Below are 14,222 nucleotides of genomic sequence, written 5' to 3' on the forward strand. Positions count from 1 at the left end.
ATGGCCGCGACGACACCGGGTCCGCCGCGGCCCTCATGCGCTTACCAGACCAGGTCGTCCGGCACCTGGTACTGCGGGTCGGCGTACGGATCTTCCTCTGCCGGCGCATCGGGGTCGACCTTCAACGCCACCGATGCGGCGAACACCGCCTCGGACGCGGCCAGCACCTCGGCCGTCACCAGCAGGTAGCGGCCATTGAGCTGGACCACGCCCAGCTGGCCGGCGTTGAGCGCCTTGAGCTGGTCGGCGGTCACATAGATGCGCTTGATCTTGCCGCCATACGGGAAGTGCCGCGCGATGTCGGCAGCTTCGTCGTTCAGGCCCTTGTCTTTCAGCAGCACTTCCAGCTTGGCCTTGGCTTCGCGGCGCTGCCGCGCTTCCTCCTGCTTCAGGCGTTCGGTCTCGATGCGCTCTTCCTTTTCCTTCTGCGCACGGATCGCGTAGGCCTTGGCCAGATCCATCTCTTCGGCCGTACGCGGCTTGCGTGGGCCCTGCTGGCCCTGGCCACGCTGCTGCCCGGGCTTGCCCGGACCGCCGTGGCCGCGGCCGCGACGCTCGCCGGGCTTGTGCTCGCCCTTGCCTGCATGCTGCGGCGTTGCAGTGCCGGCACCACCGCCCTTGCCCTGCGGGCGGCCATCTCGGCGGGGGCCATCGTTCTTGCGCTCGGGCTTGGGCGCGGGCTTGAAGCCCAGGCCCATCAGCTGGTCGCGGAGGGTATCGCTCATAGGGATCGGATCAGTAGTGCGGCGGCGGCGGTTCGCTCGCCGGATCAGAAGAATTCAGTGCGTTGCGGACCTTGCCCAGGTCCTCCAGCAGCACGCGCAGGATGCCGGCATTGCGGCTGCCTTCCATGCGCGCGTCGGCCAGTGCATCGCTCAGCTCGGCCAGCGCGTGTTCCTGGAAGGACACGCGCATCTCCAGCTCGACCAGGCGCGCTTCCAGCGCCTGCTCGCGTTCAGTGGGTACATCAGACATGCAGCGAACGCCCCCGGCCAATGCCGTAATACGCAAGGCCGGCAGCCTCGACGTCCGCCGGTTCATACAGGTTGCGGCCATCGAACACCACCGCATCCTTCAGCCGCTCACGCAGCATCTGGAAATCGGGGCTGCGGAACTGCTTCCACTCGGTCACCACGACCAGGGCATCGGCCCCGTCCAGCGCTTCGTTGGCACTGCTGCAGAACACCAGGTCGTCGCGCTCGCCGAAGATCCGCCGCGACTCCGGCATGGCTTCGGGATCATAGGCACGCACCGTCGCCCCGCCCTCCCACAGCTGCGCCAGCAGGCGACGGCTGGAGGCCTCGCGCATGTCGTCGGTGTTGGGCTTGAAGGCCAGGCCCCACACGGCAAACGTCCGGCCGCGCACGCCTTCGTCCTCGCCCTTGTCGTAGTGGCGCTGGATCAGCGCGAACAGATGGCCCTTCTGCGATTCGTTGACCGCTTCCACCGCGTTCAGCAGCTTCGGCTCCAGGCCGGCCTGCTGCGCGGTACGCGCCAGGGCCTGTACATCCTTGGGGAAGCACGAGCCGCCATAACCGGCGCCGGGGTAGATGAAGTGCCAGCCGATGCGCGGGTCCGACCCGATGCCCTGGCGGACCTGTTCAACGTCGGCGCCGACGCGCTCGGCGATGTTGGCGATTTCGTTCATGAACGAAATCTTGGTCGCCAGCATGGCGTTGGCCGCGTACTTGGTCAGCTCGGCCGAACGCACGTCCATTTCCACCACGCGGTCGTGGTTGCGGTTGAACGGCGCATACAAACGCCGCATCAACGCGACCGACTCGGGGTCGGCGGCACCGATGATGATCCGGTCCGGACGCATGCAGTCGGCGACCGCATCGCCTTCCTTCAGGAACTCGGGGTTGGACACCACATCGAAGGCGATGTCCACGCCGCGTGCCGCCAGCTCCTCGGCAATGGCCGCACGCACGCGGTCGGCCGTGCCCACCGGCACCGTCGACTTGTTGACCACCACCGTCGGCACCGAAATGTGCCGGCCGATGGTGCGGGCCACGGCCAGCACGTACTGCAGGTCAGCGCTGCCATCCTCGTCCGGCGGCGTGCCCACGGCGATGAACACCACCTGCCCATGGCCGATGGCGGCGGCCGCATCGGTGGTGAAGGTCAGCCGCGATGCGGCATGGTTGGCCTTCACCATCGGCTCCAGGCCGGGCTCATAGATCGGGATGATGCCCCGGTTGAGGCCATCGACCTTGGCCTGGTCGATATCGACACAGACCACCTGGTGGCCAACGTCGGCCAGACAGGTGCCGGTCACCAGACCCACATAGCCGGTACCAAAAATCGCGACGCGCATATCCGTGCGGACTCCGTGGTGGCTTACGGCAGGACGCCCAGCAACTCGACGTCGAAGGTCAGGGTGGCGTTCGGACCGATCGGGCCACCGGGGGTGCCGTTCTCGCCGTAGGCCAGTTCACCGGGGATCCAGAAGCGGTACTTGGAACCCACCGGCATCAGCGCAACGCCTTCGGTCCAGCCCTTGATGACCTGGTCCAGGCCGAACTCGGCCGGGCCACGACCCGCGGAGCTGTCGAACACGGTGCCGTTGAGCAGCTTGCCCTCGTAATTCACCCGCACCTTGCTGGACGGCAGCGGACGCTCGCCGCTGCCCGGGCGGATCACCTGGTACTGCAGGCCCGACGGCGTGGTCACCACGCCCGGCTGGGTCTTGTTCTTGGCCAGGAACGCGTTGCCTTCCTGGCGGTTGGTCTGCGCGGCCTGTGCGGCCTTGGCCTGCATCTCGGCCTGCTTGGCCCCCATGAACGCCTGGATGGTGGCGGTCGCGTCAGCTTCGGTCATCTTCGGCTGGCCCTTGCTCAGACCAGTGTTGATCGCGTCAAACAGCGACGCGGTGTCGATGTCGTCCTTCAGCTGCGCCAGCGACGGGCCCACCGAATAGGAACCGATCATCTGTGCGACCTTGACGCGGTCGACCTTCGGCGGCTGCGAGCCCGGCGCAACGCCCGGCACCTGCTGGCCGCTGCGGGCCATCACCACCTGGCGCAGGGCGGCATCGGTGGCCTTGGCCTGTTCCTGGGTGATCTGCGGCTGCAGGCCTTCGAACGAACGTTCCACAGCGGTACGCAGCGCGGCCGCGTCGATTTCATCGGCGATCGGCGCGAACGACTTGGCCACGTCCAGACCGATGGCGTAACCGAGCTTCTGCTTGGGGGAATTCAAGGTAGCGGTCTCCTTGGCGGCCGAGGGAGCGGCCGGTTGTTGCGACAGGGCGACACCGGAGGTGCCCATCGCCAGAATCAGAACCGACGCCGCGGCGCCGCGCATTCCCATCTTCATTCGCTGCATTCCTGGAAGTGACTGGACGCCGACGTCGGCGCGAAAAGAAGCATTGTCGCACGCATGCCGTCGATGTCGAGGCATCCGTGCCGTCATTCAATGTGCTGCAGGCGCTGCAAGTGCCTTGTCGATGGCGGCTTTCAGCTGTGGATCATCCGGGGTGACCTTGCTGGCGAACTGGGCGATGACCTTGCCGTCGCGGCCGACCAGGTACTTGTGGAAGTTCCACGCCGGCGCCACGCCGGTGGCCGCAGTCAGGCGCTGGTACAACGGGGTCGCCTGCGCGCCGGTCACATGCACCTTCTCGAACATCGGGAACTTCACGCCGTAGGTCAGCGTGCAGAACTCCTGGATCTGCTTCTCGTCACCGGGCTCCTGCCCCTTGAAATCGTTGGACGGGAAGCCGAGCACCGCGAAGCCCCGCGACGCGTAGCGCTGCTGCAGCGCCTCGAGGCCTTCGTACTGCGGGGTGTACCCGCATTTGCTGGCGGTATTGACCACCAGCAGCACCTGGCCGTGGTAGCGCTGCTGCAGATTGACCTGCTGCTTGCCGGCCAACGGCCGATACGACAGGTCCAGCAGATCGGCGGCCGTCGCGGCGGCCGTGCTGGTCAGCCCTACAGCCAGCAGGGCCATCAGGGACAGGCCGCGCAGGCGGGCCGAAGAGGAGGTGGACAAAGACATGGGAACGGTCCGCAGTAGCCAGTGCAAGGGGTCCGGCCGTGTTCGGCCGGGAATCGGCCGAACTATAGCACCGGGGTCCGCGCGCTCTTGGGCTGCGGCGCATGGCCGACTTTGCAGGGCTTGGCGACAGACCCGCCGGGTTGGCGGCGGCGCGGTTCCGATGACATAGCATGGACATGACTGAATGGAAGGACAGGCGGACACCGCTCCCCGCTGCGCAGACTTCGCTTTTATTTCAATGACTTGGTGCGATGTTGCAGCGTCGTGACCACCCCTGCCATCAGTTGGGTCCGGCAAGGACTTGCACCCGGGCGTGCCGGTGTTATAGTTGCATACAACACCAGTCACCTGAGACAGGGGGAACCATGAATATCCGGATGATGCGCCGAAGCCCCACCGCCCCCGCGGTCACCGCCGTGTCGACCCTGTTCGTGCTGGTCTGGCTGGCGATGCCGGCACCGCCGGCACCCGCTGCCTCCCCCCTTGCCCACGACCACGCGCAGGATGCCACCGCCCCGGCAGGGAATGCCGAGACCTCCCCCTCCCCCCCGCGTCGGCTGCACAGCTCCCTGTCCATGCCGTATTTCTCGTTCGCACAGCCGCTGACCCCACGGAGCTGACCATGAGCGACATCCAGTGGAGCGACGGCGCTCCCATCTACCGCCAGCTGAAGGAGCGCGTGATCGCCATGATGCTTGACGGAATCCTCAAGCCGGGCGATGCCCTGCCTTCGGTGCGCCAGGTGGCCGCCGATTACCAGCTCAACCCCATCACCGTTTCGCGCGCCTACCAGGAACTGGCCGACGAAGGCCTGGTCGAGAAGCGTCGCGGCCTCGGTATGTTCATGACCGAGCAGGCGGCCACGCAGCTGCGCAGCAGCGAGCGCGACCGTTTCCTCAATGAAGAATGGCCGGCCGTGCTGGAGCGCATCCAGCGCCTGGGCCTGAGCCTCGACGACTTGCTGCCCCAGGGGAAATTCTGATGAACGCCAGTCCCACTACTGCTGCACCCGGCGATGCCGTGATCACCGCGCGTGGTCTGCGCAAGGCCTACAAGACCACGCTCGCCCTCGACAACGCCAGCTTCTCCATTCCCGCCGGGCGCATCGTCGGCCTGATCGGACCCAACGGCGCCGGCAAGACCACGGCATTGAAGGCAGTGCTCGGCCTGACGTCGGTGGAAGGCGAACTGAACGTGCTCGGGCGCGACCCGCGGGCGCACCGCGACGAGCTGATGAATGACATCTGCTTCATCGCCGACGTGGCCGTGCTGCCGCGCTGGCTGAAGGTGCGCGAGGCGATCGAGTTCGTCGCCGGCGTGCATCCGCGCTTCGACCGCGCGCGCTGCGAGCGGTTCCTGGCCAACACCAAGCTGCAGCCGAAGCAGCGCGTGCGCGAGCTGTCCAAGGGCATGATCGTGCAGCTGCACCTGGCGCTGGTGATGGCCATCGATGCCAAGGTGCTGGTGCTGGATGAACCCACGCTCGGCCTGGACATCCTGTACCGCAAGGAGTTCTACCAGCGCCTGCTGGAAGACTACTTCGACGAACAGAAGACGATCATCGTCACCACCCACCAGGTCGAGGAGATCGAACACATCCTCACCGATGTGATGTTCATCCGCGATGGCCGCATCGTGCTCAACGCGGAGATGGACGAGGTCGGCGAGCGCTACACCGAGCTGCTGGTCGGTGCCGACCAGCTGCAGACCGCCCGTGCATTGAAGCCCATCGACGAGCGCAGCCAGGCCTTCGGCAAGACCGTCCTGCTGTTCGACGGGGTGCCCCGCAGCCAGCTGGCCAGCTTGGGTGAAACCCGCACTGCCGGCCTGGCCGATCTGTTCGTCGCTGTCATGAAGGGGACCTACGCATGAACGCCGTCAACCATCCCGTCAGCCCGGCCGGCACGCTGCGCTGGCTGCTCAAGCGTGAATACTGGGAAAACCGCGGTGGCTTCCTGTACGCGCCGCTGATCGCCGGCCTGGTCTCGCTGCTGATGAGCGGCATCGGCATCGGCCTGGGCCTGTTCGCCCTGCATCGTGCCGCGCGCAGTGGCGGCCTGCGTGTCGATGGCGAAGACATCAACATCAATGGCCTGGACCTGGCGGTCCTGACCCGCGACATCAGCGCCAAGGACATGGCCGATCTGGGCAACGGGCTCGACCTGACCCTGGTGCTGACCTCGTCCTGGCCGCTGATCGTGCTGGCCTTCGTGGTGTTCTTCTACTGCCTGGGCGCCCTGTACGACGACCGCCGCGACCGCAGCATCCTGTTCTGGAAGTCGCTGCCGCTGTCGGATACGCAGACCGTGCTGTCCAAGCTGCTCAGTGCGCTGCTGATCGCCCCGCTCATCGCGATCATCGCCTCCAGCCTGACCCTGCTGGCATTCCTGCTGGTGCTGTGCGTGGTGGCGCTGGCCCACGGTGGCGACCCGATGCAGCTGGTGCTCGGCCCGTCGCATCCGGTCAGCCTGATCCTGGGCATGTTCGTGGCCATTCCGGTGTATGCGCTGTGGGCGCTGCCGACCGCGGGCTGGCTGCTGCTGTGCTCGGCCTGGGCGCGCAGCAAGCCGTTCCTGTGGGCAGTGATGCTGCCGCTGTTCGCCGGCATCATCGTCAGCACCACCAAGCTGATGCACGTGTTCGACCTGACCACCGGCTGGTTCTGGCAGCACATCGTCGGCCGCCTGCTGCTCGGTGCGATGCCCGGCATGGACCTGCTGTACCGCGCCGGCGGCGAACGCCACAACGATCTGGATTCGCTGGTGGCGCTGATGTCGCCCGCTGCGCAGCTGAAGTCGCTGGCCATGCCCGACCTGTGGATCGGCGCGGCCTTCGGCGTGGCCTTCATCCTGCTCGCCATCCGCCTGCGCAGGCGCGCCGGCGAAATCTGACCCTCACTGCGGAGGCACACCCATGCGTTCCCTGATTGCCTGTACTGCCCTGTTGCTGCTGCCGCTGTCGGCGTGGGCCGCCGATGCACCGAACTGCCGGTTCACTGCTGCACGCGCGTTGAAACTGGACGTCTCCGGGGTCAAGGCCGTGGTGTTCGAGGTCAACCAGCACGACCTGAAGGTTGTCGCCAGCGCCGGCGGCGGCCAGCTGGAGGGCCGCGCCTGCGCATCGGACCAGGACCGGCTGCAGCAGCTGGTGCTGGACCAGCGCCGGGTCGGCGACAAGCTGGTGGTCAGCCTGCGCCGCGAGGGCCGCACCATGTCGCTGGGCGACAGCTATGCCTGGCTGGACATCCGCGGCAGCGTGCCGGACAACCTGCCGCTGCAGTTCAAGGTGGGCTCCGGCGATGCCAGCGTGGACAACGCGCAGTCGCTGAGCATGGATGTCGGGTCGGGCGATGCCCTCGCCCGCAACACGCGCGGCAGCATCCATGCGGCCGTCGGCTCGGGGGACCTGGACATCGACGGCGGCCGTTCGCTGAACCTGCTGTCGCTGGGTTCGGGTGACGTCAAGGCGCGCAACATCGGCGGTGATGCGATCACCGGCACGGTCGGCTCGGGCGACCTGACCCTCAGCGACGTCCGTGGCAACGCCCGCCTGGACACCGTCGGCTCGGGCGACATCGCGTTCAAGCGGGTACAGGGCAATGTCGACGTCGGCGTGGTCGGCTCCGGCGGCGTCGAACTGTCCGACATCGGGGGCAACGTGCATGTGCGCAGCCACGGGTCGGGCGACATCCAGGTCGACGGCGTGCGCGGCAGCCTGACCGTCGACCACAGCGGCAGCGGCGATGTCAGCCACCGCAACGTCGCCGGCCGCATCACCCTGCCCCGCAACCAGTGACCCCTGCTGCAACGTCCCATCCACCCTGTCGAGGGAAACGCCATGAACCTGCTGCGCCTGCTGCCTGCGACCCTGCTGTGCCTGCCGCTGATCGCCTGTGGCGGCCCGTCCTCCACGCCTGACAAGACCGTCGGCAAAAGCGTGGCCGAGGCCACCAGCGGTGTCGGGCAGACCGTGAAGAACGCCATGGACGATGCCCGCAAGGACATTGCCGAGGGCAACATCAAGGTCTCCGCCGACCAGCAGCCGCGCGCGGAAATCACCCCGGACGGGCACCTGCTGATCGGCGGCAAGGACGTGCCCACCAGCGATGCACAGCGCCGCCAGCTGCTGGAATACCGGGGCCACGTGGTGGCCATCGCGATGGATGGCATGGATGTCGGCCTGGCCGGTGCCAAGCTGGGCGCCAGCGCCGCCGGTGAAGCCCTCAAGGGCATCTTCAGCGGCGACAGCGAAGGCGTCGAGAAACGCATCAACGCCGAGGCCGCCAGGATCGAAGCCCAGGCCAAGCGCATCTGCGAGCGCCTGCCGGCGATGCTGGCCAGCCAGCAGGCGCTGGCCGCCGCGCTGCCGGCATTCAAACCCTACGCCACGATGGACCAGGGCGATGTTGATGACTGCGGCAAGGACAACTCGGTCAGCTTCGGCCACTGAGACCGATCAGCGCACCCGGCCGGCAGCCTGACCCGTTGCCGGCCGTCCCGCAGCGGGCGGGCTTACAATGGGCGCCCCCGGATGCACCCGATCGAATCGCCATGAAGAAGCTGTTTGTGCTGTTGGCCGTCCTGCTCTGCCTGGGCCTGGCCGGCTGTGACCAGGAATACCGCAACCACCGCGCCGAGCGTGGCAAGCCGAAGATCTCGGTCAGCGAGAGCATGGTGACCGTGCGTCGCCAGCCGGCACCGAACATCATCATCCTGCCCGACGGCACGATGAAGATCGACGAGATCCAGATCCCGCTCAACGATGGCCAGCGGCAGATGCTGCAGACGATGTTCGGCACGCTGCAGGTGCTGCGCCAGAACACCCTGGTCGCCGCGCCGGCCGACCCCAACATGCAGCCGGTGAAGATCCAGCCGCCGGAGGGCATGGTGGTGATCCCGCCGGACCTGGTGCAGACCATCCCCGAGTTCAAGGATTACACCGAGACCTTCGACAACATCGTTGCCGACCGTCGCTGACACGAAAAACGCCGCCCCGAGGGGCGGCGTTTTCGTGTGATCCGCAGACGCCGGCCGATCAGCCGCCGGCGCCACCGCCGCCGGCCTGGATGCCACCGGCAGTCAGCGCGGCCGGGTCCAGCAACCGGCGCAGCTCGGCCTCGTCCAGCCCACTGTCTTCCAGCGCCACGTCCAGCACCGGGCGCTGTTCCTTGTAGGCACGCTTGGCGATCGCCGCGGCCTTTTCATAGCCGATGATCGGGTTCAGTGCGGTGACCAGGATCGGGTTGCGCGCCAGCGCCTCGGCCACGCGGTCTTCGCGCACCTTCAGCCCGGCGATGGCACTGTCGGCCAGCAGGGTCGACACATTGGCCAGCAGACCGATGCCGTCGAGCAGGTTCACCGCGATCAGCGGCAGCGTGACGTTGAGCTGGAAGTTGCCGGTCTGCCCGGCCACGGTGATCGCGGTGTGGTGCCCGATCACCTGCGCACAGGCCATCACAGTCGCTTCCGGGATCACCGGGTTGACCTTGCCCGGCATGATCGAGCTGCCCGGCTGCAGCGCCGGCAGTTCGATCTCGCCCAGCCCGGCCAGCGGACCGGCGTTCATCCAGCGCAGGTCATTGGCGATCTTGATCAGCGCCACCGCCAGCGCGTTGAGCTGGCCGGACAGTTCCACGGCATCGTCCTGTGCGGCCAGGCCTTCGAACTTGTTCTCGGCGCTGTCGAACTTGAAGGACGTCTGCTGCTTGAGCGCCTTGGCCACCTGCGCGCCGAAACGCGGATCGGCGTTGATGCCGGTACCGATGGCGGTGCCGCCGAGGGGCAGCCGGCGCACGCGCTTGAGGCTGTCCTCGATGCGTTCCTGGGCCGATGCCAGCTGTGCCGACCAGGCACCGAACTCCTGCTCGAAGGTCAGCGGCATCGCATCCATCAGGTGGGTACGCCCGGTCTTGACCACCTTGCGCAGGCTGCGGCCCTTCCTGTCCAAGGTCTTGCGCAGGTGCACCAGTGCCGGCAGCAGCTGCTCGTGCGCGGCCAGTACCGCCGACACGCGCAGGGCGGTCGGGATCACGTCGTTGGAGCTCTGCCCCTGGTTGACGTGGTCATTGGGGTGCACCGCGGTCTTGCCGGCCTTGCCGGCACGATTGGCCAGGGTGGCAATGACCTCGTTGGCATTCATGTTCGACGACGTGCCCGAACCGGTCTGGTAGACGTCGATGGGGAAATGCGCATCCCAGTCACCGGCAGCCACTTCGGCAGCGGCGGTCTGGATGGCCTTGGCCACGTTCCTGGGCAGGTGGCCCAGCTCGGCATTGACGCCAGCGGCCGCGCCCTTGACCAGGCCCAGCGCGCGGATGAACCCGCGCGGCATGCGCTGGCCCGACACCGGGAAATTCTGCACGGCACGCTGGGTCTGCGCGCCCCACAGGGCATCGGCAGGCACCTGCAGCTCGCCCATGCTGTCATGTTCGGTCCGGAAACCCGGGGTGGCACCCTTGCTTGCAGCTTTGCTCATTGCATCGACTCCGCACTACTTCAGTTGGGGAAAGGGAAGCGGCGGCTGGCAGGGTGTCGCTTCCCGGGCTGGCGGCTGCGCCAACGATACTCCCTTGTCCGTGGCATGGGATGACGAGGACGGGCCAGAGCGTTTCACCGGCAGGCCGTGGTGCGGGCAGCGCCGGGCAGCGAGCGCGCAGCGCGGCCGCCATCCGCCGGGGATGGCCCGGCGCTACCGAGCATGCGAAGGCCACGCGTCGTAGAATATCGGCCCCGCCGCTCGTCCCCAGCCCAGCCGACATGTCCGATTCCGCCCTGCTCGCCCTGTCCCCGCTCGATGGCCGCTATGCCGGCAAGGTCGATGCCCTGCGTCCGATCTTCTCCGAGTACGGTCTGATCAAGGCCCGCGTCACGGTCGAAGTGGAATGGCTGCTGGCGCTGGCCGCCGAGCCGGGCATCGTCGAGCTGGCGCCGTTCTCCGCAGCGGCGGTCGCCCGCCTGCGCGCGTTGGCCAGCAGCTTCAGCCCGGCCCAGGCCGCGCGCGTGAAGGAGATCGAGCGCACCACCAACCATGACGTCAAGGCGGTGGAGTACTTCATCAAGGAACAGCTGAAGGACGACGCCGAACTGGCCCCGGCCCTGGAGTTCGTGCATTTCGCCTGCACCAGTGAAGACATCAACAACCTCAGCTACGGCCTGATGCTGGAACAGGCCCGCCGCGAGGTGGTGCTGCCGAGCCTGGACGGCGTCGCTGCCACGCTGCGTGCCATGGCGCACGCCCAGGCCGCCCAGCCGATGCTGTCGCGCACCCATGGCCAGACCGCCTCGCCGACCACCCTCGGCAAGGAACTGGCCAACGTGGTGGCGCGCCTGGAGCGCCAGCGTGCGCAGATCGCGGCGGTCGAGCTGACCGGAAAGATCAACGGTGCCGTGGGCAACTACAACGCCCATGCTGCCAGCTACCCGGACGTGGACTGGCCGGCATTCGCCGAGCGCTTCGTGACCAGCCTGGGCCTGGTGTTCAACCCGTACACCACGCAGATCGAGCCGCACGACAACATTGCCGAGATCGGCGATGCCGCCCGCCGCGCCAACATCATCCTGATCGACCTGGCCCGCGATATCTGGGGCTACGTGTCGCTGGGCTATTTCAAGCAGCGCCTGAAGGAAGGCGAAGTCGGTTCGTCGACGATGCCGCACAAGGTCAACCCGATCGATTTCGAGAACGCCGAAGGCAACTTCGGCATCGCCAATGCGCTGTTCGAGCACTTCAGCGCCAAGCTGCCGATCAGCCGCTGGCAGCGCGACCTGACCGACTCCACCGTGCTGCGTGCGCTGGGCACCGCGTTCGGGCACAGCCAGGTGGCGCTGGATTCGCTGGCCAAGGGCCTGGGCAAGCTGGAGGTGAACCCGCAGCGCCTGGACGCCGACCTGGATGCCGCCTGGGAAGTGCTGGCCGAGGCCGTGCAGACGGTGATGCGCCGCCATGGCCTGCCCAACCCGTACGAGCAGCTGAAGGCGCTGACCCGTGGCCAGGGCATCACCGCCGAGTCGATGCGTGCGTTCGTGCAGGGGCTGGAGCTGCCGGCGGATGCGAAGCAGCGTCTGCTGGAGATGACTCCGGGCAGCTACACGGGGCTGGCCGAGGCGCTGGCGAAGAAGATCTGAGGGGTTTTCCTTGCGGCGGCGGCCGCGGGCGCTGCCTGCGGCAGGCAACGGCAACTGCAGAAGCAACGTCAAAAGCGGCTCTGGATTGCTGCGAGCTGGGCGGGGCGGGTTGGGTTCGCGGGGGACGCCGTGAATCCGTCCGTGGAGGCTTAGCCGCGCCATCCATGGCGCGGATACCCCCGCGAACCCAACCCGCCCCGCCTCTGACAGATTCCCGGTGACGGATCGAAGAGCATTGGGTTATCGGGAGGGAATCAACGAAGAGGGACGCGGCTTCGCCGCGTCCCTCTTCGTTTAGGGGTCTTTTGTAAAGCCGAGCAAGCGCAGCGCGCGGCCCGCTGTTGCCTTTGATTTTCTTCTTTCCATTCCGTGGCGGGCCACGCAGGAAACCGTCAGGGGCCGGGCGGGGTGGGTTCGCGGGACCGTTGGCGCCATGGATGGCGCCATCGAGTCCCCATGGATGGGTTCACGGCGTGTCCCGCGAACCCATCCCGCCCGGCCCAGCCCATGAACCCAGCGCATTCCGCGCCCCCCCCCCCCGCCACGAGGGGCTCCGCCGTTGGCCGGCCCCCCGCGACAAACCACCACACGTGCGCATTCCCGGCGAACGACGGACAATGGAGACCTCAGGCGGCCCGCCACGCCGCCCCTCCCGCTTTCCGCTGCAAGGATTCCCCCATGGCCGCCCGCAAATCCTCCGCCCCCCTGATCGAAGTCACCGCCCGCCCCGGCCAGCCGCTCGGCATGTCCCCGGCCGTGTTCCTGCGCGATTTTTGGCAGAAGCGCCCGCTGTTGATCCGCAATGCCTTCCCCGACTTCCAGACCCCCGTGCAGCCGGAAGATCTGGCCGGCCTGGCCTGCGAAGAAGGCGTGCTGGCGCGCCTGATCGAGCACGACAAGGCCCGCGATGGCTGGCGCGTGCGCACCGGCCCGTTCCAGGAAGCCGTGTTCCCCGCCCTGCCCGACCACGACTGGACCCTGCTGGTGCAGGACGTGGACAAGTGGGACCCGGACGTGCGCGCGCTGATCGAGCACTTCCGCTTCCTGCCGCGCTGGCGCATGGATGACGTGATGATCAGCTTCGCCGCCACCGGCGGCTCGGTCGGCGCCCATGTCGACCAGTACGACGTGTTCCTGCTGCAGGCGCAGGGCCATCGCCGCTGGCAGATCGATGCCAGCGAATCGGTGAAGGGCAAGCGCCCGCCGCTGGGCTTCCGCCCGGATGTGGAACTGAAGCTGCTGCAGGTGTTCAAGCCGACCCACGACTGGGTGCTGGCGCCGGGCGACATGCTTTACCTGCCGCCCAACGTGCCGCACCACGGCGTCGCCGAGGATCCGTGCCTGACCTTCTCGTTCGGCATGCGCGCGCCGGCGTCGGCCGAGCTGATCAGCGACTACCTGGACACCCTGATCGCCGATGCCGACGAGAACATCCGCTACCAGGATGGCGACCTGAAGGTGCCGGCCGACCCGAACGAGATCGACACCGTGGCGATGGCGCGGGTGATCACCGCCCTCAACGCCATCCGCATGAACGACCCGGACAAGCTGGGCGACTGGTTCGGCCGCTTCATCACCACCTACCGCGCCGCCGGCGAAGTGATGGCCCACCAGGCCGCGCCGGCACCGGAAGAAGTGGTGCAGGCACTGGCCTCGGGCCTGCTGCTGCAGCGCCATCCGTGGGCCCGTCTGGCCTGGCGCCGGGCCAAGCGTGGCGCCAGCCTGTACGTCAGCGGCCAGGACTTCGCGCTGCCGGTGAAGGACGCACAACGCCTGGCCGGTGCCGAGCAGCTCGACGCCGCCGCCTACAAGGGCCTGTCCGACAAGGGCCGTGCGGTGGTCCAGCAGCTGCTGGTCGGCGGCGTGTTCCAGCTGATCGACCCCAACGACATGCAGGACGCCGACGACGGGGACGACGGCGAAGCGGTCGGGGTGCTCGGCGAGGTCGTCGAAGGCCGCGACCGCGTGACCGCGATCGACGCCGACGCGGTGTCCGACGATGTCCACTCCGTGACCGTGCATGACGACGGTATCGAGGTCATCGTCAACTTCGAGGACGATGAGGAAGACGACAGCGACGCCGACCGCAGCTGAGCC

The 14,222-nt window shown here is 67.5% G+C and carries 15 protein-coding genes; 9 read left to right on the forward strand and 6 right to left on the reverse strand.

What is annotated here, in order from left to right; all coding sequences use genetic code 11:
* Positions 1-41 precede the first annotated feature (41 nt).
* From Q5Z10_RS13940 to Q5Z10_RS13960, 5 genes are all read right to left on the reverse strand, one after another.
* On the reverse strand, positions 42-725 hold the full coding sequence (locus Q5Z10_RS13940) for a DUF2058 domain-containing protein (protein WP_303636011.1): 684 nt from the start codon (positions 723-725) through the stop codon (positions 42-44).
* 10 nt (positions 726-735) lie between these two features.
* Complete coding sequence (locus tag Q5Z10_RS13945) at positions 736-975, reverse strand: SlyX family protein (RefSeq protein WP_303636012.1); 240 nt, start codon at positions 973-975, stop codon at positions 736-738.
* Positions 968-2,317, reverse strand: coding sequence for a UDP-glucose dehydrogenase family protein (locus tag Q5Z10_RS13950; RefSeq protein WP_303636013.1), 1,350 nt, complete (start codon positions 2,315-2,317; stop codon positions 968-970). The genes Q5Z10_RS13945 and Q5Z10_RS13950 overlap by 8 nt, the downstream gene beginning before the upstream one ends.
* Positions 2,318-2,340: 23 nt before the next feature.
* Entirely contained in the window at positions 2,341-3,318 is a 978-nt protein-coding gene (locus Q5Z10_RS13955; RefSeq protein ID WP_303636014.1) for an FKBP-type peptidyl-prolyl cis-trans isomerase, read from the reverse strand.
* A 96-nt stretch (positions 3,319-3,414) separates the two neighbouring features.
* The gene (locus Q5Z10_RS13960; protein WP_442758919.1) at positions 3,415-4,002 is read right to left on the reverse strand and encodes a glutathione peroxidase; all 588 of its coding nucleotides are present in this window, start codon (positions 4,000-4,002) and stop codon (positions 3,415-3,417) included.
* A gap of 365 nt (positions 4,003-4,367) precedes the next feature.
* Here Q5Z10_RS13960 and Q5Z10_RS13965 point away from each other — a divergent pair, with 365 nt between their 5' ends.
* The 7 genes from Q5Z10_RS13965 to Q5Z10_RS13995 all read left to right on the forward strand — a co-directional run bounded on the left by Q5Z10_RS13965 (position 4,368) and on the right by Q5Z10_RS13995 (position 8,978).
* Positions 4,368-4,622, forward strand: coding sequence for a hypothetical protein (locus Q5Z10_RS13965; RefSeq protein WP_440138101.1), 255 nt, complete (start codon positions 4,368-4,370; stop codon positions 4,620-4,622).
* A 2-nt stretch (positions 4,623-4,624) separates the two neighbouring features.
* The gene (locus tag Q5Z10_RS13970) at positions 4,625-4,984 is read left to right on the forward strand and encodes a GntR family transcriptional regulator (RefSeq protein WP_303636016.1); all 360 of its coding nucleotides are present in this window, start codon (positions 4,625-4,627) and stop codon (positions 4,982-4,984) included.
* Positions 4,984-5,874, forward strand: coding sequence for an ABC transporter ATP-binding protein (locus Q5Z10_RS13975; protein ID WP_303636017.1), 891 nt, complete (start codon positions 4,984-4,986; stop codon positions 5,872-5,874). The genes Q5Z10_RS13970 and Q5Z10_RS13975 overlap by 1 nt, the downstream gene beginning before the upstream one ends.
* Positions 5,871-6,893, forward strand: coding sequence for a hypothetical protein (locus Q5Z10_RS13980; protein ID WP_303636018.1), 1,023 nt, complete (start codon positions 5,871-5,873; stop codon positions 6,891-6,893). Before Q5Z10_RS13975 ends, Q5Z10_RS13980 begins: the two co-directional genes overlap by 4 nt.
* Before the next feature lie 22 nt (positions 6,894-6,915).
* Complete coding sequence (locus Q5Z10_RS13985) at positions 6,916-7,797, forward strand: DUF4097 family beta strand repeat-containing protein (protein ID WP_303636019.1); 882 nt, start codon at positions 6,916-6,918, stop codon at positions 7,795-7,797.
* 42 nt (positions 7,798-7,839) lie between these two features.
* Complete coding sequence (locus Q5Z10_RS13990) at positions 7,840-8,451, forward strand: YggN family protein (RefSeq protein ID WP_303636020.1); 612 nt, start codon at positions 7,840-7,842, stop codon at positions 8,449-8,451.
* Positions 8,452-8,552: 101 nt separating this feature from the next.
* Positions 8,553-8,978, forward strand: a complete 426-nt coding sequence (locus tag Q5Z10_RS13995) for a hypothetical protein (RefSeq protein WP_303636021.1) — start codon at positions 8,553-8,555, stop codon at positions 8,976-8,978.
* 58 nt (positions 8,979-9,036) lie between these two features.
* On the opposite strand, the gene Q5Z10_RS14000 is transcribed toward Q5Z10_RS13995, so the two are convergent.
* Positions 9,037-10,476 (reverse strand): class II fumarate hydratase, encoded by a 1,440-nt coding sequence (locus tag Q5Z10_RS14000; RefSeq protein WP_303636022.1) that lies wholly within the window; start codon positions 10,474-10,476, stop codon positions 9,037-9,039.
* 281 nt (positions 10,477-10,757) lie between these two features.
* On the opposite strand from Q5Z10_RS14000, the gene purB reads away from it, so the two are divergent.
* The gene (gene purB, locus Q5Z10_RS14005) at positions 10,758-12,125 is read left to right on the forward strand and encodes an adenylosuccinate lyase (RefSeq protein ID WP_303636023.1); all 1,368 of its coding nucleotides are present in this window, start codon (positions 10,758-10,760) and stop codon (positions 12,123-12,125) included.
* 678 nt (positions 12,126-12,803) lie between these two features.
* Positions 12,804-14,219, forward strand: a complete 1,416-nt coding sequence (locus Q5Z10_RS14010) for a ribosomal protein uL16 3-hydroxylase (RefSeq protein WP_303636024.1) — start codon at positions 12,804-12,806, stop codon at positions 14,217-14,219.
* Positions 14,220-14,222 lie beyond the last annotated feature (3 nt).

It is taken from the genome of Stenotrophomonas sp. 704A1, assembly GCF_030549525.1.
GTDB lineage: Bacteria > Pseudomonadota > Gammaproteobacteria > Xanthomonadales > Xanthomonadaceae > Stenotrophomonas > Stenotrophomonas tuberculopleuritidis.